This window comes from Oceanibaculum pacificum (assembly GCF_001618175.1).
GTDB lineage: Bacteria > Pseudomonadota > Alphaproteobacteria > Oceanibaculales > Oceanibaculaceae > Oceanibaculum > Oceanibaculum pacificum.
This window is the reverse complement of the sequence record NZ_LPXN01000105.1, coordinates 65,469-82,887: the sequence shown is the minus strand read 5'-3', so window position 1 is coordinate 82,887 and position 17,419 is coordinate 65,469. Positions and strand designations below refer to the sequence as shown.

18 protein-coding genes and 1 tRNA gene are annotated in these 17,419 nt (G+C 66.2%); 6 read left to right on the top strand and 13 right to left on the bottom strand.

The window, feature by feature from the left end:
• Positions 1-41 precede the first annotated feature (41 nt).
• The 3 genes from atpD to AUP43_RS09635 all read left to right on the top strand — a co-directional run bounded on the left by atpD (position 42) and on the right by AUP43_RS09635 (position 2,982).
• On the top strand, positions 42-1,469 hold the full coding sequence (gene atpD, locus AUP43_RS09645) for a F0F1 ATP synthase subunit beta (RefSeq protein WP_067555811.1): 1,428 nt from the start codon (positions 42-44) through the stop codon (positions 1,467-1,469).
• 49 nt (positions 1,470-1,518) lie between these two features.
• Positions 1,519-1,929 carry a F0F1 ATP synthase subunit epsilon gene (locus AUP43_RS09640; RefSeq protein WP_067555808.1) on the top strand — a complete coding sequence of 137 codons (411 nt, stop codon included), beginning with the start codon at positions 1,519-1,521 and terminating at the stop codon, positions 1,927-1,929.
• Positions 1,930-2,160: 231 nt separating this feature from the next.
• Positions 2,161-2,982, top strand: coding sequence for an acyl-ACP desaturase (locus AUP43_RS09635; RefSeq protein ID WP_067555805.1), 822 nt, complete (start codon positions 2,161-2,163; stop codon positions 2,980-2,982).
• Positions 2,983-2,987: 5 nt separating this feature from the next.
• Here AUP43_RS09635 and AUP43_RS09630 read toward each other — a convergent pair whose 3' ends face one another.
• From AUP43_RS09630 to rplU, 13 genes are all read right to left on the bottom strand, one after another.
• Positions 2,988-3,470 carry an RNA pyrophosphohydrolase gene (locus tag AUP43_RS09630; RefSeq protein WP_084462692.1) on the bottom strand — a complete coding sequence of 161 codons (483 nt, stop codon included), beginning with the start codon at positions 3,468-3,470 and terminating at the stop codon, positions 2,988-2,990.
• An 18-nt stretch (positions 3,471-3,488) separates the two neighbouring features.
• Positions 3,489-4,814, bottom strand: coding sequence for a divergent polysaccharide deacetylase family protein (locus tag AUP43_RS19580; protein ID WP_067555802.1), 1,326 nt, complete (start codon positions 4,812-4,814; stop codon positions 3,489-3,491).
• 16 nt (positions 4,815-4,830) lie between these two features.
• Entirely contained in the window at positions 4,831-6,219 is a 1,389-nt protein-coding gene (locus tag AUP43_RS09620; RefSeq protein ID WP_067555799.1) for a S41 family peptidase, read from the bottom strand.
• The gene (locus AUP43_RS09615) at positions 6,216-7,586 is read right to left on the bottom strand and encodes a murein hydrolase activator EnvC family protein (RefSeq protein ID WP_067555795.1); all 1,371 of its coding nucleotides are present in this window, start codon (positions 7,584-7,586) and stop codon (positions 6,216-6,218) included. Before AUP43_RS09615 ends, AUP43_RS09620 begins: the two co-directional genes overlap by 4 nt.
• Before the next feature lie 10 nt (positions 7,587-7,596).
• Complete coding sequence (gene gpmI / locus AUP43_RS09610) at positions 7,597-9,207, bottom strand: 2,3-bisphosphoglycerate-independent phosphoglycerate mutase (RefSeq protein ID WP_084462691.1); 1,611 nt, start codon at positions 9,205-9,207, stop codon at positions 7,597-7,599.
• Between the two features lie 85 nt (positions 9,208-9,292).
• Positions 9,293-9,751, bottom strand: coding sequence for a 23S rRNA (pseudouridine(1915)-N(3))-methyltransferase RlmH (rlmH, locus tag AUP43_RS09605; RefSeq protein ID WP_067555792.1), 459 nt, complete (start codon positions 9,749-9,751; stop codon positions 9,293-9,295).
• Between the two features lie 18 nt (positions 9,752-9,769).
• Positions 9,770-10,183 carry a ribosome silencing factor gene (gene rsfS, locus AUP43_RS09600; RefSeq protein ID WP_067555789.1) on the bottom strand — a complete coding sequence of 138 codons (414 nt, stop codon included), beginning with the start codon at positions 10,181-10,183 and terminating at the stop codon, positions 9,770-9,772.
• Positions 10,180-10,815, bottom strand: a complete 636-nt coding sequence (locus tag AUP43_RS09595; protein WP_067555786.1) for a nicotinate-nucleotide adenylyltransferase — start codon at positions 10,813-10,815, stop codon at positions 10,180-10,182. Before AUP43_RS09595 ends, rsfS begins: the two co-directional genes overlap by 4 nt.
• Before the next feature lie 38 nt (positions 10,816-10,853).
• Positions 10,854-12,146, bottom strand: a complete 1,293-nt coding sequence (locus tag AUP43_RS09590; RefSeq protein WP_269746872.1) for a glutamate-5-semialdehyde dehydrogenase — start codon at positions 12,144-12,146, stop codon at positions 10,854-10,856.
• A 31-nt stretch (positions 12,147-12,177) separates the two neighbouring features.
• Entirely contained in the window at positions 12,178-13,323 is a 1,146-nt protein-coding gene (proB, locus tag AUP43_RS09585) for a glutamate 5-kinase (protein WP_067555783.1), read from the bottom strand.
• The gene (obgE, locus tag AUP43_RS09580; protein ID WP_067555780.1) at positions 13,320-14,375 is read right to left on the bottom strand and encodes a GTPase ObgE; all 1,056 of its coding nucleotides are present in this window, start codon (positions 14,373-14,375) and stop codon (positions 13,320-13,322) included. Before obgE ends, proB begins: the two co-directional genes overlap by 4 nt.
• Before the next feature lie 81 nt (positions 14,376-14,456).
• Positions 14,457-14,726, bottom strand: a complete 270-nt coding sequence (gene rpmA, locus AUP43_RS09575) for a 50S ribosomal protein L27 (protein ID WP_067555777.1) — start codon at positions 14,724-14,726, stop codon at positions 14,457-14,459.
• Positions 14,727-14,732: 6 nt separating this feature from the next.
• Positions 14,733-15,098: a 50S ribosomal protein L21 gene (gene rplU / locus AUP43_RS09570; protein WP_067555774.1), complete on the bottom strand. Its 366-nt coding sequence runs from the start codon at positions 15,096-15,098 to the stop codon at positions 14,733-14,735.
• 323 nt (positions 15,099-15,421) lie between these two features.
• On the opposite strand from rplU, the gene AUP43_RS09565 reads away from it, so the two are divergent.
• The 3 genes from AUP43_RS09565 (at position 15,422) to AUP43_RS09555 (ending at position 17,330) form a co-directional block, all read left to right on the top strand.
• A tRNA-Ser gene (locus tag AUP43_RS09565) sits at positions 15,422-15,511 on the top strand.
• Positions 15,512-15,603: 92 nt separating this feature from the next.
• Positions 15,604-15,804 (top strand): hypothetical protein, encoded by a 201-nt coding sequence (locus tag AUP43_RS18985; RefSeq protein ID WP_157089300.1) that lies wholly within the window; start codon positions 15,604-15,606, stop codon positions 15,802-15,804.
• Positions 15,805-15,896: 92 nt separating this feature from the next.
• Positions 15,897-17,330, top strand: coding sequence for a TonB-dependent siderophore receptor (locus AUP43_RS09555; protein WP_269746873.1), 1,434 nt, complete (start codon positions 15,897-15,899; stop codon positions 17,328-17,330).
• Positions 17,331-17,419 lie beyond the last annotated feature (89 nt).

The following is a 17,419-nucleotide window of genomic DNA, read 5'->3' as shown; positions in this document are numbered from 1 at the left end:
CCGCAGGCGCGGCAATACGGATTGAAAGAGTGGAGTAGGCCATGGCGAAGAAAAATCTCGTTGGCAAGATTACCCAGGTGATCGGCGCCGTCGTCGACGTTCAGTTCGACGGCGACCTGCCGGCCATCCTGAACGCGCTGCATGTGAAGCTGGGCGACAGCACCCTGGTGCTGGAAGTGGCCCAGCATCTGGGCGAAAGCACCGTCCGCACCATCGCCATGGACACCACGGACGGTCTGGTCCGCGGCCAGGAAGCGGTCGATACCGGCGATTCGATCTCCGTGCCGGTTGGCCCGGAGACGCTGGGCCGCATCATGAACGTGATCGGCGAGCCGGTCGACGAGCGCGGTCCGGTCAGCGCCAAGATGCGGATGCCGATCCATCGCCAGGCCCCGGCCTTCGTCGACCAGGCGACCGAGACCGAGCAGCTCATCACCGGCATCAAGGTCATCGACCTGCTGGCCCCCTACTCCAAGGGCGGCAAGATCGGCCTGTTCGGCGGTGCCGGCGTCGGCAAGACCGTGCTGATCATGGAGCTGATCAACAACGTCGCGAAGGCGCATGGTGGCGTGTCCGTGTTCGCCGGCGTCGGCGAGCGCACCCGAGAGGGTAACGACCTCTATCACGAGATGATGGAATCGGGCGTTATCAAGCTTGAGGGCGAAGGCTCCAAAGTGTCGCTGGTCTACGGCCAGATGAACGAGCCGCCGGGTGCCCGCGCCCGCGTCGCACTGACCGGCCTGACCCAGGCGGAATATTTCCGCGACGAGGAAGGCCAGGACGTTCTGTTCTTCGTCGACAACATCTTCCGCTTCACCCAGGCGGGTTCGGAAGTGTCGGCGCTGCTGGGCCGCATCCCGTCCGCGGTGGGCTATCAGCCGACCCTGGGCACCGACATGGGTGCGTTGCAGGAGCGCATCACCTCGACCAAGAAGGGCTCGATCACCTCTGTGCAGGCCATCTACGTGCCGGCCGACGACCTGACCGACCCGGCGCCGGCCACCTCCTTCGCCCATCTGGACGCCACCACCGTGCTGTCTCGCCAGATTGCCGAGCTGGGCATCTACCCGGCCGTCGATCCGCTCGACTCCAACAGCCGCATCCTCGATCCGCGCGTGATCGGCGAGGAGCACTACACGGTGGCCCGCGAAGTGCAGCGCATCCTGCAGACCTACAAGTCGCTGCAGGACATCATCGCCATTCTGGGCATGGACGAGCTGTCGGAGGACGACAAGCTGGTCGTCGCCCGCGCCCGCAAGATCCAGCGCTTCCTGTCGCAGCCCTTCCATGTCGCGGAAGTGTTCACCGGCACGCCGGGCGTGCTGGTCGGCCTGGAAGACACCATCAAGGCCTTCAAGGACATCTGCGCGGGTGCCTATGACGACCTTCCGGAGCAGGCCTTCTACATGGTCGGCACCATCGAGGAAGCGGTTGCCAAGGCCAAGAAGATGGCGGCGGAAGCGGCTTAACGCCGCCCCGCTTCCACGCGCCCTTTCGCTGACGGGAGAAGCCTGACAAATGGCCGAAACCACGAATTTCGAGCTGGTCTCGCCGGAGAAGCTGCTGATATCGCAGCCGGTGGAGATGGTGGTCGTGCCGGGCGCCGAAGGCTATTTCGGCGTTCTGCCGCGCCACGCCCCGCTGATCTCCACTTTGATCCCGGGCGTCATCCAGATCTATGAGGGCGGCCAGATCAAGGAGCGCATCTTCGTCGCCGGCGGCTTCGCCGAAGTGACCGAGGATCGCTGCACCGTGCTGGCCGACGAGGCCATCCCGCTGGCCGAGCTGGACCGCGCCGCCATCGAGCAGCGCCTGAAGGACCAGAAGGAAGATCTTCAGGCTGCCAAGACGGATGCCGAGAAGGCCGCCTTGCAGGAAAAGATCGATGTGACAAACGCGATGATCCGGGCGCTCGAAACCGGACATTGATCGCTCAGGCGCACGCTGGGAAGAAAAACGGGGTCCTTCGGGACCCCGTTGTTTTTGGAACGGCTCATTGGCCCATAGCGTTGGGATATGAATGCGCGAAACTGTCACAAAGGGTTTGCGTTCCTCTGTCGGCCGACTAAATAAGAAAAGGTCGAAAACGACCGGATAGTACCGAAAACGAGGAGGGGGCGCCGTGCGTTGCGCCAAGCAACAAACGGAGCATAGCCAATCATGGCACATTGGACGCTAGACGATATCGACTGGGCGCGCTTCGAGCCCGGCAAGATCGATCCCGAGATCGTCTCGATCGTTAAGGCCGCCAGCATGGTCGAACATAATGGCGGCGTTTATGGCGACTATCTGTGCAACGTCTTCCACGATGACGAAGCCTTCAAGGCCGTCGCCCGAAGCTGGGCGCTGGAAGAGGTGCAGCATGGCGTAGCGCTGCGCCGCTGGGCCGAGATGGCCGATCCCACTTTCGACTTCGAGAGCAGCTTCAAGCGCTTCGCCGACACCATCAAGCTGCCGATGGACGCCGACCGGTCGGTGCGCGGCTCGCTGTCGGGCGAGCTTGTGGCGCGCTGCGTGGTGGAGATCGGCACCAGCTCCTACTACAGCGCGCTTGCCGATTCGACCGACGAGCCGGTGCTGAAGGATATCTGCCAGCGTATCGCCGCCGACGAGTTGCGGCATTACAAGCTGTTCTACAGCCACCTGAAGCGCTACCAGGAGATCGAGAAGCTGGGCGTGCTGCGCCGCTTCGCGATTGCCGCCAGCCGCGTCGCCGAGAGCGAGGATGACGAGCTGGCCTTCGCCTATTACGCCGCGAACGACAATGGCCAGGGCGGCGCGTATGACCGCGACCGCTGTTGCCAGGCCTACCAGCAGCGCGCCTTCCGCTATTACCGGCCGCACCATGTCGAGCGTGGCATGGCGATGATGTTCAAGGCCGTCGGCCTGAAGCCCAACGGCCCGCTGAACCGCGCGGTTAACCGCATCGCCTGGTGGCTCATCACCCGCAAGGCCGCCCAGGCCGAGAAGGCGGCGGCTTAGCCGGCTTACGCCAGCACGAAGCGCGGCGGCAGCTTGGCGGTCAGATGGCCGATGACGCTGCGGTACAAATCGCGTTTGAAGGGGACGATCAGTTCCGGCACCTGGGCGGAAGGCACCCATTTCCAGTCCATGAATTCCGGTTCCTCGGTGGCGATGTTGATGTCGGAATCGCTCCCCAGGAATTGCAGCGCGTACCATTTCTGCCGCTGGCCGATATAGCGGCCGCCCCATAGTTTCGACCGCAGATCCTCGGGCAGATCGTAGCGGTACCAATCGTCGCTCTCGGCGACGATCTCGGCCTTGTCGGTGCCAATCTCCTCGCGCATCTCGCGGAACAGGGCGACGGCCGGGTCCTCGCCCTCGTCGATGCCGCCCTGCGGCATCTGCCAGGCCTCGCTGGGCATATCCAGGCGACGCGCCACGAAGACACGGCCGTCGCGATTGATCAGCATGAAACCCACGCCGGGGCGGTACAGCCTGTCGTCCACTCGTTCTTCCTTCCGAAACTAGCCGCGCGGCGCCTGGCGGGTCGTGGTCGCCGTGATGGGAGCCAGCACCAGCCCCTTGCCCGGCAGGGTGGCGGCCCAGGCCTTCACCCGTTCCAGCGTCACCGGATAGGCATAGCCGATGCCGACGGCGGAGCCGCCGCGCCGCGCCACACGCTCCAGCTCCTCCAGCGATTTGTCGATATAGCCCCGGCTGGCCTCATTGTCGATAAAGCGCGTATTCACCGCGTGCGGCAGGTCGATGCTGCCGGCGATCTGCGCCGCCAGGCTGGAGGAGGAGCTTTTGCTGTCGACGAACATCAGACCGCGCTCCTTCACCGCCTTCAGCACCGGCAGCAGCGCGCGCTCGTCCGTGGTGAAGCGCGAGCCAAGGAAATCCACCACGCCGACATAGCCGGTGAAACGGCCCATCGCCCATTCCATCCGATCCAGATTCTCGACCGGGCTGAGGCTGGTCAGCAGCGTGTGCGGGCCGGGGTCGCTCTGCGGGAAGCCGGTTGGCTCCATCGGCATGCTCAGCAACACCTCATGGCCGGCGGCGCGGGCCATGGATATCCATTCGCCGAGCCGCCCGGCATAGGGGGTAAAGGCCAGCGTGACCGGGGCGGGCAGATCCTGGATCGCCGCTTCGGTCGCCGCGCCGGACAGGCCGAGGCCGTTGATGATCAGCGCGATGCGCGGCCGCTGCTCCGCCGCCGGAAAAGCATGGGCATAGGCGCGCCAGGGCTGCTGCCCTTCCGCCCCGATCTTCGGCAACAGACCGTAGGGCGTGTTCTCGACCAGGGCAGGATCGTGCGCCAGCGCGACCTGGCGGCGCGGCGCGGGGGTGGGAGCTGGAGCAGGCGCGGGTGCGGCCTGCGGTGGCTGGGATGGGGCCTGTGACGGAGCCTGGGGGGTTGCCGCTTGCGGCGCCGGAGCGGCCGGTGCTGGCGGCGGAGAAGCCGTCTGTGGCTCGGCCGGAGCCGGGGTGGCGGCCGGCGGCGGGGCCGCCTGCTGCTGTTGCTGCGCCGGCGGCAGGAAGGAGAAGGTGGCGCGCGGCGTCAGCAAAGCCCGCTTGGAGGCCGTCGCCGCCCCATTGCTGGCCAGCCAGAAGCCCAGAGCCCCCAACCCGCCGATCAGCAGCAGCAGAACCAGTCCCTGGCCCAGCGGCCCCAGCAGAACCCCGCCAATGCCGCCCTTGCGGTCGGCCGTGGCGACGGGCGCGCCTAGGGGTTCGCGAACCGCTTCCGGTTCGTCTTCCTGCTCCTCGAAGGGTGGCGGATCGTCGTCGAAACCGCCATCCGCCGCACCTTTTGCCCGACGGCCCTTGAAGGAGGGAAATTTCACCCTGGGAAGCTTCAGCTCAATTCACCGCACGCTTATTGAACAGGGCCAGCCCACGCAACAGATCGACCGCCCGGATGAGCTGGTAGTCATTCGCCTCGCCCAGCACCGGTGCTTCCGTTTCGCCGGGCGCTGCCTGCGGCGTGCCCTTCTGCGGAGCGGGCGGCTGATTGCCCGGCGCGGTATCGCCCCCCGGGGCGGCCGGCGGCGTTGCCTTCGGATCGGCCTTCGGCTGCGGCGTGGTGTCATTCGACAGCGCGCCGCGCAGATCGGCCTCGCTGCGCCGGCGGCCTTCGTCGATCACGTCGATGCGCGCGGCGGGAACATTGATGTCCGGCTCGATGCCGACGGCCTGGATCGACCGGCCCGACGGGGTATAGTAGCGCGCCGTGGTCAGCCGCATCGCGCCATGACCGGGCAGCGGAATAATGGTCTGCACCGAGCCCTTGCCGAAGGATTTGGTGCCCAGCACGATGGCGCGGCCATGATCCTGCAACGCACCGGCGACGATTTCCGACGCCGAGGCGGAGCCGCCATTGACCAGCACGACGACCGGCAGCCCTTCGGCCAGGTCGCCCGCCTTGGCGTTGAAGCGCTGGCCGTCTTCCTCGCGCCGGCCGCGGGTGGAGACGATCTCGCCCTTATCCAGGAAGGCGTCGGAAACGGCAATCGCCTGGTCCAGCAGACCGCCCGGATTATTGCGCAAATCGAGCACGATGCCGTTCAGATCCTTGCCCTTCTGCTGCTTCACATCGGCCAGGGCGCGTTCCAGCCCGGTCATGGTCTGCTCGTTGAAGGTGGTCACGCGGATATAGGCCGCGTTGTCGAACAGCTTGCTGCGCACAGACTGGATGCGAATCACGTCGCGCTTCAGCGACACATCGAACGGTTCGGCGATGCCACGCCGGATGGTCAGCTTGATCTCGCTGCCGACGCGGCCGCGCATCTTCTCCACCGCCTCGCCCAGCGTCAGGCCCATCACCTGCTCGCCATCCAGCGCCACGATGAAATCGCCGGGCTGCAGGCCGGCGCGGAAGGCCGGCGTGTCGTCGATCGGCGAGACGACCTTCACCAGCCCCTGCTCCATCGTCACCTCGATGCCCAGCCCGCCGAACTCGCCGCGGGTCTGCACCTGCATGTCCTGGTAGGATTTGGCGGTCAGATAGCCGGAATGCGGGTCGAGCGAGCTCAACATGCCGTTGATCGCGGTTTCGATCAGCTTCTCGTCGCCGACCTCCTCGACATAGTCGGAGCGCACACGCTCGAACACTTCGCCGAACAGGTTAAGCTGGCGGTAAGTCTCCGACCGCTGGCCGTTCTGCTGTGCGTGCAACGAGCCGAGGGCAACGCCGGAAACCGCGATCAGGGCGACGGCGCCGGCGACTGCTTTGCGAGAAAAATACTTCATCCACTTGTCCTGTTGCCACTGGCTGCCAGCCACGGCAGCGGATTTATCGGCTCGCCATTGCGGCGCAATTCAACATAAAGCTCAGGCGATCCGCCGCCCTCGCCGCTCATCGCTCCGACCGGTTCGCCCGCCAGCACATACTGACCGGCGGCGCTGTCGATCCGCCCCAAACCCGCTAACAACGTATGATATCCATCGCCATGTTCGATGATCAAGATTTGCCCATAGCCGCGAAAACGGCCGGCATAGACCACTTGGCCATCGAACGGGGCGATCACCACCGATTGATCGCGCGCCTCGATGCGCAAACCCCGCAGCGGGCCGGTCTCCCCGCGCTCGCCATAGGCATGGGCGACCTTGCCCTGCACCGGCAGCATCAAGCTGCCCTTCGCCCGCTCGATGGAGCGCTGCTGGCCCGAGGGCGGGCCGCTGGGCGAGACGCTGGGCGCAACCCGGCGCGGCGGCGGCAGGCTGGCGACCTGGCGGCTGGGCTCCGCGTTCGGCTTGGCCTGGGGGCGCGGCAATTGCGCCAGCCGCCTGGCCTCCTCCTCCGCGCGCTTGGCGTCGGCGATGCGGCGCGCCTCTTCCTGGCGGCGGCGCTCTTCCTCCGCCTTGCGCTGGGCCTCGCGCTCAATCTCGATCTGCCGCAGCAATTCCCGCATATCGGCGGCCGAGGCCGACATGCGGGAGACGGCGGTATCGAGCCGCTCGCGTTCCGCCTCGGTGCGGCCGACCAGCTTGCGCCGGCTGGCGGCCAAATTCTCCAGCCGCTTGCGCTCCGCCTCCATGGATTGCGTGGCGTTGGCCAGCCGGCGGCGTTCCGCCTCGATCTCGCGGCGCAGGGCCGCCATATCCTCCAGCTCCTGGCGCAGGTCGTCGGCCGATTCCTGCACGCTCGGCAGCGCCGCGCGCAGCAGCATGGCGCCGCGCACCGTATCGACCGGCGCGGTGGGCTGCGCGATCAGCGCTTCCGGCGGCCGACGGGACAGCCGCTCCAGCGCGCCCAGCAGCATCACCACATCGCCCTCGCGCCCGCGCAGGGCGGCCTGCTTGCGCCGTGCCTCGGCCTGTAATTCGCGCAACGAGGCCTCGACGCGGGTCAGCACTGCCTCCCGCTCCTGGATCGATTTGGCGACCTTGATGGAATCGTCGCGCAGCCGCTCCGCCTCGCCGCGCAATTGCTCGGCCTGGCGTTCCAGCGCCTGCTTGCGCTTCTCCTCGCGCTCCAGCGCCTGTTCCAGCGCCTTCAGCTTGCCGTCGGGCGGCGGGACCAGCGGGACCGGCGTCTGGGCATAGGCAATGCCGGCCGCGAGCGATGCGGTCAGAACCAGCCCCAGCGCCGCCCCAGCACGGAGGGCGCGAAGCATCGGCGCGCGCTCAGGCCGTGGCACGAGCCTCCGCCTTGGCGGCAGACGCCCCCGCCTCCATACGGATGAGCGACCGGCCGGTCATCTCCTCGGGCTGCGGCACGCCGAGCAATTGCAGCAGCGTCGGCGCGACATCGGCCAGGATTCCATCGGCCAGGCCGACAGCGCCGGCGGGACCGTTCACCAGGATGGCCGGCACCCTGTTCAGCGTGTGCGCGGTATGCGCCTCATGCGTGCCGGGATCTTCCATCATCTCGATATTGCCGTGGTCGGCGGTCACCAGCATGACGCCGCCGGCCTGCTTGATCGCCGCTTCCAGCCGGCCCAGCGCGCCGTCGATGGTCTCGGCCGCCTTGATCGCCGCCGCCATGATGCCGGTATGGCCGACCATGTCGCCATTGGCGTAATTCACCACGATCAGATCGTACTGGCCGGACAGGATCGCGGCCTCCAGCTTGTCGGTCACTTCCGGGGCCGACATCTCCGGCTGGAGATCGTAGGTCTTCACCTTCGGCGACGGCACCAGGATGCGGTTCTCGCCGGGAAACTCCGTCTCCTTGCCGCCATTCAGGAAGAAGGTGACATGGGCATATTTCTCGGTCTCGGCAATGCGCAGCTGGGTCATGCCGGCATCGGCGACCACTTTGCCCAGCACATTCGCCAGCTCCGTCGATGGGAACAGGCAGGGCATGAACGACGCCAGCGCGGTGGAATATTCCACCATGCCCAGCGTGCCGGCGAAACGCACCAGCCGAGAACGCGGGAATTTGTCGAAGGCCGGATCGACCAACGCGGTCAGGATTTCGCGCGCCCGGTCGGCGCGGAAATTCGCCACCAGCAGGCCGTCTCCATCCTGCATGCCGGCATAGGCGCCGATCGCCGTGGGGCTGACGAACTCGTCCGTCTCCCCTGCCTCATAAGCAGCCGTGACAGCGCTCAGGGCGTCCAACGCCGCCTTACCGGCGCCATTGACGATCACCTCATAGGCCTGCGTCACACGCTCCCAGCGATTATCGCGGTCCATGGCGAAGAATCGGCCGGTAACGGTCGCCACCGTCGCAGCGTCGCCGATATCGGCCAGGAAGCGCGCCATATATTCCCTGGCCGCCTTGGGCGGCGTGTCGCGCCCGTCCAGAAAGGCGTGCACCTTCACCGCGATGCCCTGGGCCGCCAGGATGCGCGCCAATGCGGCCATGTGATCCTGGTGGGAATGCACGCCGCCGGGCGACAACAGCCCCAGCAGGTGGCACGCGCCGCCGCTGGCCTTCAGCTTGGCGACAAGCTGCGCGATCTCCGGCGCCTGCGCCAGGCTGCCATCCTGGATCGCCAGATCGATGCGCGGCAGATCCTGCATCACCTTGCGGCCGGCGCCGAGATTCATATGCCCGACCTCGGAATTGCCCATCTGGCCAACGGGCAGGCCGACATGCAGCTCGGAGGCATCCAGCAGCGAGCGCGGGCAACTCGCCAGCAGCCGGTTCCAGTTCGGCGTATTCGCCTGGGCGATGCCGTTATTCTCCGGCTCGGTGCGGTAGCCCCAGCCATCCAGGATACACAGGACCACCGGTCCCTTCGGCTTCTCGAACGGCAGGGCGGATTTGGCAGCAATCATATCGTTCATAACGTGAATATAGGCGCAAATAGGGAACAAAGACAGGGATTCGCTCGAACTTAAGCCAAGCAAATCCGGCGATTTTGCGGTCGCTTCACTCCCGGTGGTAAGGATGCCCCGCCAATATCTGCTGGGCGCGGTAGAGCTGTTCGGCGAGCATGCCGCGCACCAGCATATGCGGCCAGGTGGCGCGGCCAAAGGCCAGCAGCAGGTCGGCGCGCCGGCGTACGCTGTCGTCATGGCCGTCCGCCCCGCCGATCAGCAAGGCGATATCGGCCACCGCCTCGTCGCGCCAGCCACCGATCAGCGCGGCGAAGCCGGGACTGTCGAATTCCCGGCCGCGCTCGTCAAGCGCGATGACCCGCGCCCCGGCCGGCACGGCGGCCAGCAGCAGCTCGGCCTCCTTCGCCGCCAGCTCGGGGCCGGACAGGCGGCCCTTCGGCTCGACCTCCTTAAGCGAAACGGGCCAGCGCAGCCGGCCCGTATACAGCTCGTACAGATCGCGCAGCACGCCCGGCTTCGCCCGCCCGACGGCTGCGATGGTAATGCGCAAGGGATTGCTCCCAGGCCGTCAGGCGGTGACGGCGATGGTGCTGACTGCCGCCGACGCCGGCAGCTCCAGCCCCCACATCTTCTCCAGATTGTAGAAGGCGCGGACCTCCGGGCGGAACAGGTGCACGACCACGTCCCCACCATCGATCAGCACCCAGTCGCCCTGGGTCATGCCTTCCGCCGCCACCGAGCCAATGCCCGCCGCCTTCAACCGTTCCATCAGATGGTCGGCAATGGCCGACACCTGACGGGTCGAACGACCCGAGGCGATGACCATGTAATCGGCGAAGCTGGACTTACCGGCGAGGTCGATGACGATGACATCCTCTGCCTTGTCGTCATCCAAGGATTTAACCACGAGGTCGAGCCACTGCTTCGACTCCTGGTGTGCAAGCTTGGGAGCAAGCTTACGGGTGCGCTTTCCTTCCATCATCCTCGCATTCGTTGGCCCGCCCGCGCGCCCGATGCGGCTTCATGCCGGATTCGGGTCGCCGAGAGGGTATGCCGCCGCGTGTGCAGGAATGCCCAGGCCGGCGGTGTTCGCATCGTCAATGTCGCCGCCGCCCGGGCCGGAACCCGGTTTTTCGCGAAATGCCTGGCGGCGACGCTGGACATTGCCCCTAAAGAATAGGAAGGACGGTCGAATACCGCAACTGGAACGGTATCAAAGATCGTCTTCCAGCGATGCCAACGCGAAAATTCCGGCAAACAATCCGCCCCCATGACCCAGACGAAGCGGAAAGTCGGGTAGCGGCGGCGAAGCGCCAGCAGCGTGTCGGCGGTAAAACGGGTGCCCAGCCGGGTCTCCAGATCGGACGGCCGGATGCGCGAATGCGAGGCCACCTCCCGCGCGCCGGCCAGACGCTCGGCGAAGGGCGCCATGCCGGCTACCGGCTTCAGCGGATTCTGCGGAGTCACCAGCCACCACACCTCGTGCAGCGCCAGCCGGTGCAGCGCCAGCAGGGCGATATGCCGATGCCCCTCATGCGCCGGGTTGAAGGAACCGCCCATCAGCCCGACGCGCAGCCGTCGCCGGTCCGGGACAAGCGATCCGGTCGGCGCCACGCGATTGGCCGGGAAGAGCGGCGACGGGCGAAAGCTGGTCAGGGTCGGACCTGTCCCGTGCCACGCACGACATATTTATAGCTGGTCAGCTGCTCCGCTCCGACCGGGCCGCGCGCATGCAGCTTGCCGGTGGAGATGCCGATCTCCGCCCCCATGCCGAACTCGCCGCCATCGGCGAATTGGGTGGAGGCGTTGTGCAGCACGATGGCGCTGTCGATGCCGGCCAGGAAACGGTCGGCCGTTTCCTGGTTCTCGGTCACGATGCTGTCGGTATGGTGCGAGCCATAGCCATTGATGTGGCGGATGGCCCCTTCAACACCATTCACGATCTTCACCGAGATGATGGCGTCGAGATATTCGGTCGACCAATCCGCCTCGGTCGCCGGCAGCACGCGCGGGTCGAGCCCGCAGACCGCCGGATCGCCGCGCACCTCGCACCCCTCGGTGATCAGATCGTTCAGGATCGCCGGCAGCATGCCCGCCATGGCGCGGGCATCGACCAGCAAGGTTTCCGCCGCGCCGCAAACGCCGGGCCGCCGCATCTTCGAGTTGAACACGATGTTGCGGGCCTTCTTCGCATCGGCCTCGCCATCGACATAGACGTGGCACAGACCGTCTAGATGCGCCATGACCGGCACGCGGCTTTCATTCATCACCCGCTCGATCAACCCGCGTCCGCCGCGCGGCACGATCACGTCGATCACCCCGGCGGCGCGCAGCATCTCGCCGACCAGCGCGCGGTCGGTGCTGGGCATCGGCTGGATCGCGGCTTCCGGCAGGCCGGCGGCGGCGATGCCCTGGCGCAGCGCCTGGATGATGGCGGTGGAGGAATGGAAGCTCTCCGACCCGCCGCGCAGGATCGCCGCATTGCCGGCCTTCAGGCACAGCCCGCCGGCATCGGCGGTCACATTGGGCCGGGATTCGTAAATGATGCCGATGACGCCCAGCGGCACCGCCAGCCGGGCGATCTTCAGACCGTTCGGGCGGTCCCACTGCGCCAGCACGCGCCCGACCGGGTCGGGCAGCGCCGCCACAGCCTCCAGCCCCTCGGCCATTGCCTCGATGCGCTCGTCGTTCAGCATCAGCCGGTCGAGCAGGGCGCGGGTCAGGCCCTTCGCCTCGCCGGCCTGCATGTCGCTCTCATTGGCCTCCTGGATCGCGTCCCCAGCATCGCGCACCGACTGCGCCGCCAGGAGCAGGGCGCGACTCTTGGTTTCGGGCGCGGTCAACGCCAGCTCGGCCGCGGCGGCGCGCGCGGCGACGCCGATACGCTGCATGGTCAGCGCGGCGGCTTCCTCACTCGTCAGCGCCTTCTTGGTTGCCGTAGCCACCTTGTATTCTCCCGCCTCCATCGCGATGCGCCTAGTTCAGGACCAGATCGTCGCGATGGATGATTTCATCGCGACCACGGTAGCCAAGAATGGCTTCTATTTCACGGCTTTTGTGACCGGCGATGCGCCGCGCATCCTCCGAGGAATAGGCGCTAAGCCCGCGCCCCAGCACCTGACCGTCCGGCCCCACCACCAGAACCGCGTCGCCGCGCTGGAAATCGCCCTCCACCGTACGCACGCCAGCCGGCAGCAGGCTCTTGCCCGCCCCCAGCGCGCCGGCGGCACCGGCATCGACCAGCAGCGCGCCCGCCGTGCTGAGATGGCCGCCGATCCAGCGCTTGCGCGCGGTGCGCGGCTCGGCCGAGGGCAGGAACCAGGTGCAGCGCGCGCCCTCGCCCAGCTTGCGCAGCGAATGCAGCGCCTTGCCATGGGCGATCGCCATGCGGCAGCCGGCGCCGATGGCGATCTTCGCCGCCGCCAGCTTGGTCACCATGCCGCCCGACGAATAGCCGGTCGCCGCCTCGCCGCCCATCGCCTCGATTTCCGGCGTCACCTGCTCGACCACCGGCAGATGCCGGGCATCCTTGTCCTTGCGCGGATCGGCGGTGTACAGCCCATCGATATCCGACAACAGCACCAGCGTGTCGGCGGAGATCATCTGGGCCACGCGAGCGGCCAGCCGGTCATTGTCGCCGAAGCGGATTTCCGTGGTGGTGACCGTGTCGTTCTCGTTGATCACCGGCACCGCGCCCAGCCGCAGCAACGTGCCGATGGTGCCGCGCGCATTCAGGTGCCGGCGGCGCACCTCGGTATCCTCCAGCGTCAGCAGCACCTGCGCCACGGTGATGTCGTAAGGCGCCAGCGCATCCTGATAAGCGTGCGCCAGCTTGATCTGCCCGGTCGCGGCGGCGGCCTGCTTCTCCTCCAGCGCGATGGCCTTGCCGGTCAGCCCCAGATGCCGCCGGCCGACCGCGATGGCGCCCGAGGAGACCAGCACAACCTCGATGCCCTGGCCGCGCAGTTCAGCCACATCTTCGGCCAGCGCGCGCAGCCAATCCTGCCGGATCTGGCCGCTGCGGTCGTCGACCAGCAGGGCGGAGCCGATCTTCACCACCAGCCGCCGGGCGGTGCCCAGCGATAAATCCGCCGATCCGTCGAGATCGACCGCGCTGCTCATGGCTGCCAGTCCTTCTCCTGATAAATCCCGGCGGCTTCCATATCCGCCTTTTTCTCGGCGGCGCGATAGTCGCGGATCACCGGGCGCAGCGTGCGCAGCACCGTATCGACGCCCTCGCCGGTCACGCCGGAGATCGGGAACACCTCGGTCTTCGCCGCGCGCTTCAGCTTCTTCAGCTTTTCCTTCACATCGGCCGGGTCCATCGCGTCGACCTTGTTCAGCGCCACGATCTCGCGCTTCGCCGCAAGGCTGGCGGCGTAGAGCTTCAGCTCCTTGCGGATCGTCCGGTAGGCCTTCACCGGATCGTCCTGGGTGCCGTCGATCAGGTGCAGCAGCACGCCGGTGCGCTCGACATGGCCCAGGAAGCGGGTGCCGAGCCCGGCCCCCTCATGCGCGCCCTCGATCAATCCGGGAATATCCGCCACCACGAAGGCCTCGCCGTCGCGCTCGACCACGCCGAGCTGCGGCCATAGGGTGGTGAAGGGGTAATCGGCGATCTTCGGGCGCGCGGCCGAGACCACGGACAGAAAGGTCGATTTGCCGGCATTGGGCAACCCCACCAGCCCGGCATCGGCGATCAGCTTCAAGCGCAGCCAGACCCACAGCTCCTGCCCCGGCCAGCCCGGCGTGTGCTTGCGCGGAGCCTGGTTGGTGGAGGTCTTGTAATGCGCGTTGCCCAGGCCGCCATCGCCGCCCTTCATCAGCACGATGCGCTGGCCGACCTCGGTCAGGTCGGCGATCAGCTCGTCCTTCTCCTCGTCGAAAATCTGGGTGCCGACCGGCAGCTTCAGCACGACGTCGTTGCCGTCAGAGCCGGTGCGGTTCTTGCCCATGCCGTGCATGCCGTTCTTGGCCTTGAAGTGCTGCTGGTAGCGATAGTCGATCAGCGTGTTCAGCCCCTCGACCGCCTCCAGGATCACATCGCCCCCGCGCCCGCCATTGCCGCCGTCCGGGCCGCCATATTCGATGAATTTCTCGCGCCGGAACGAGACCGATCCCGGCCCGCCGTCACCGCTCTTCAGATAGATTTTCGCTTCGTCGAGAAACTTCATTTTTCAGCGCCTTGAACGGCAAAAAGGGGAATGGCTGCCCATTCCCCTTCTCGTAAACTCTAGCCCGGAATGGTGGGTGGATTATTCCGCCGCCACCGCCACCGGGAGGATCGAGACGTAGGTGCGTGCGTTCGCCTTGCGCGCGAACTTCACCTCGCCGGGAACCAGCGCGAACAGCGTGTGGTCCTTGCCGATGCCGACATTCGCCCCCGGATGGAACTTGGTGCCGCGCTGGCGAACCAGGATGTTGCCCGGGATCACCTGCTCGCCGCCGAACTTCTTCACGCCGAGGCGGCGGCCCGCGGAGTCGCGCCCGTTGCGCGAGGAGCCGCCCGCTTTCTTATGTGCCATGGATGGTTACTCCTTCGTCTCGGCCGCAGGCGCAGCCTTCTTCGCCTTGGACTTGCCGCCGGCGGCCAGGATGTCGGTGATGCGCAGGACCGTCAGATCCTGGCGATGGCCGTTCTTGCGGCGATGATTCTTGCGGCGCTTCTTCTTGAAGATGATCACCTTGTCGCCGCGGGTCTGCTCGACGATCGTGGCGGCCACGCTGGCGCCGGCGACCATCGGCGCGCCGACGGTCAGGTCGCCCTCGGCGCCGACCATGAGCACCTCTTCGAACGACACCGAAACGCCGGCCTCGCCGATCAGCTTCTCGACGAGGATCACGTCGTCCTTGGCGACCTTATATTGCTTACCGCCGGTCTTGATGACTGCGAACATGAGACTAACCGCCTGCTACAATGAATTCCGTGGTCGTTCCCGCCGCCCGCGGCAGTCACCGACTTCATCAGGGAAGCACTCCCCGCGAAAGACCGGCCGTCCCGCGCGCAATGGAACGCCACACGGGAGGCAGCCCCCCATGTGGAGGCGCGACTATACTTACGGGCGAAGCGATGTCAACGCCGGAATCGCCCCAGGCCGCCGCTTCGCGCCACCGCTTTGCGCCCCATCGCCCCCGGAGATTAAACACGGCGTTTATCGCACGCTTGCAATCTCGACCGCACGCCGCTAGACATCACCCGCTCGTCCCACGGCGATCCTTCGGAGGGGTGCCAGAGTGGTTGAATGGGACGGTCTCGAAAACCGTTGTGCGTGCAAGCGTACCGAGGGTTCGAATCCCTCCCCCTCCGCCAGTTTCTCGCAAGCCTTTGTTTTTCATATTATTTTATAATAGTCTTTACTTCGCCTTTATTTTCCCATCGCCCTTGCCCAGCAGAAGCTCCGGATGTCGGAAAAGCCGAGCCGGAACCCGCTGAAGAAGTCCAAGGACCGCAAGCTGGGTCTGGCGCTGCTCGATGCCATACAGCTCGCCATGCCGCATTATCCTCTCGATGCCGCATTCGAGCAGGCCTTGCCGGCAGAGCTGGCGCCGCATTACCAGGCATGGGCGGCGGCACGGCCGAGGGAAACTCCAGCCTCATGGTGAGAGAATACGGCTGCGTAGAAGTGGAAAACATTCGCACCAGCGGTTCATCCCCGCGCCTGAGGGGAACACGATAGGAGGGCCGCGACACCAAGATCACCTTCTTTGGTGAATATCAGGAAATTGACGCAGCGGGTGGCGGCGGCGCACCCGCCCTGCCTGCGGTCGGCACGCTGTATCCGGGCAGCCAGGGCCTGCTGCCGCGTGAGACATTTGTCGGCGAGCCGGGCTACGACCATTTCAACAACGAGCAATGGTTCGCCGGCTATGAGCTGGACCATCGCATCGACGACACCTGGTCGCTGCGCCAGAATTTGCGCTATGGCGATGTCGATACCGACAGCCAGCGCGTGCAGGCCTTCTGTGCGACCTCGCCCTGCGACCCTGCAGCGCTCGGCCGCTATGCCTGGGCCTTCCCGGAAAGCGCGCAGCTGCTCACCGTGGACAATCAGGCAATCGCCGAGTTCCAAACCGGCAGCGTGGCCCACAAGACGCTGATCGGCTTCGACTATTCCTACGAGGACAGCACTTTCGAGGAATCGCAGCTGACCATGCTGTCGCCCCCGTTCAACGCATATAATCCGACCTATGGCACGGCTGTCAGCCGCCCGCCGACGGCCATGCGGATTGATCAGGAACGCCGCCAGCTTGGCCTGTACGTGCAGGACCAGATGAAGATCGACCAGATGACCCTGGTGCTGGGCGGCCGGTATGACTGGGCCGATACGGACACCCGCACCCAGACCGCGACGTCCAACACGGGCGCGGCCCAGGATGACCGGGCCTTCACCGGCCGGGTCGGCGCGGTCTATACTTTCGACAATGGCCTGGCGCCCTATGCCAGCTATTCCACCTCGTTCCAGCCCACCAGCGGCACCGACAGCAGCGGCAGCCCGTTCGACCCGATGGAAGGCGAGCAGTTCGAGATCGGCGTCAAATACCAGCCCACGGGCGGGCGCAGCTTCATCACCCTGTCCGCCTATCAGCTGACACAGCAGAATGTGCTGACGCCGGACCCGTCCAACAGCCGCTTCAACACCCAGACCGGCGAAGTGCGGATGCGCGGCCTGGAGCTGGAAGGCAAGGCACAGCTGACCGGCGGCCTGTCGCTGATTGCCTCCTACGCTTATACGGATAGCGAGATCACCAGCGCCAATGCCAATGCGTCGGGCATCAACACCCAGGGCAACCGTCTAGCCTTCGTGCCGGAGCATCAGGCGGGGGCCTGGCTCGACTACGAAATGCCAGCGGGCGCGCTGCACGGCCTCGGCTTCGGCGCCGGCGCGCGCTATATCGGCCAGACCTATGGGGACAACACGAATAACTACGATGTTCCCGGCTATACCCTGGTCGATGCCGGCATCCGCTACAATCTGAGCCTGCTGAAACCCTCGCTGAAGGGGATGCAGCTGGCGCTCGATGTCAGCAATCTGTTCGACAAGGAGTATGTGGCGACCTGCCTGTCCGCCACCGGCTGTTATTGGGGCGTCGGGCGAACGGTCTATGCGACGCTGAAATACAGCTGGTGATGAAAATGTCGGAGCGGGCGTAGGGCGAGGCTGAGGCACGCGGATTGCAGCCATTCACAGCCCAATAGCGTTGATGCAATCCTGAGGCG

Coding starts and splice junctions, on each gene's coding strand:
- atpD (WP_067555811.1), top strand. CDS start 42: ATGGCGAAGAAAAATCTCGTTGGCAAGATTACCCAGGTGATCGGCGCC.
- AUP43_RS09640 (WP_067555808.1), top strand. CDS start 1,519: ATGGCCGAAACCACGAATTTCGAGCTGGTCTCGCCGGAGAAGCTGCTG.
- AUP43_RS09635 (WP_067555805.1), top strand. CDS start 2,161: ATGGCACATTGGACGCTAGACGATATCGACTGGGCGCGCTTCGAGCCC.
- AUP43_RS09620 (WP_067555799.1), bottom strand. CDS start 6,219: ATGAAGTATTTTTCTCGCAAAGCAGTCGCCGGCGCCGTCGCCCTGATC.
- AUP43_RS09615 (WP_067555795.1), bottom strand. CDS start 7,586: ATGCTTCGCGCCCTCCGTGCTGGGGCGGCGCTGGGGCTGGTTCTGACC.
- gpmI (WP_084462691.1), bottom strand. CDS start 9,207: ATGAACGATATGATTGCTGCCAAATCCGCCCTGCCGTTCGAGAAGCCG.
- rsfS (WP_067555789.1), bottom strand. CDS start 10,183: ATGATGGAAGGAAAGCGCACCCGTAAGCTTGCTCCCAAGCTTGCACAC.
- proB (WP_067555783.1), bottom strand. CDS start 13,323: ATGAGCAGCGCGGTCGATCTCGACGGATCGGCGGATTTATCGCTGGGC.
- obgE (WP_067555780.1), bottom strand. CDS start 14,375: ATGAAGTTTCTCGACGAAGCGAAAATCTATCTGAAGAGCGGTGACGGC.
- rpmA (WP_067555777.1), bottom strand. CDS start 14,726: ATGGCACATAAGAAAGCGGGCGGCTCCTCGCGCAACGGGCGCGACTCC.
- rplU (WP_067555774.1), bottom strand. CDS start 15,098: ATGTTCGCAGTCATCAAGACCGGCGGTAAGCAATATAAGGTCGCCAAG.
- AUP43_RS18985 (WP_157089300.1), top strand. CDS start 15,604: ATGTCGGAAAAGCCGAGCCGGAACCCGCTGAAGAAGTCCAAGGACCGC.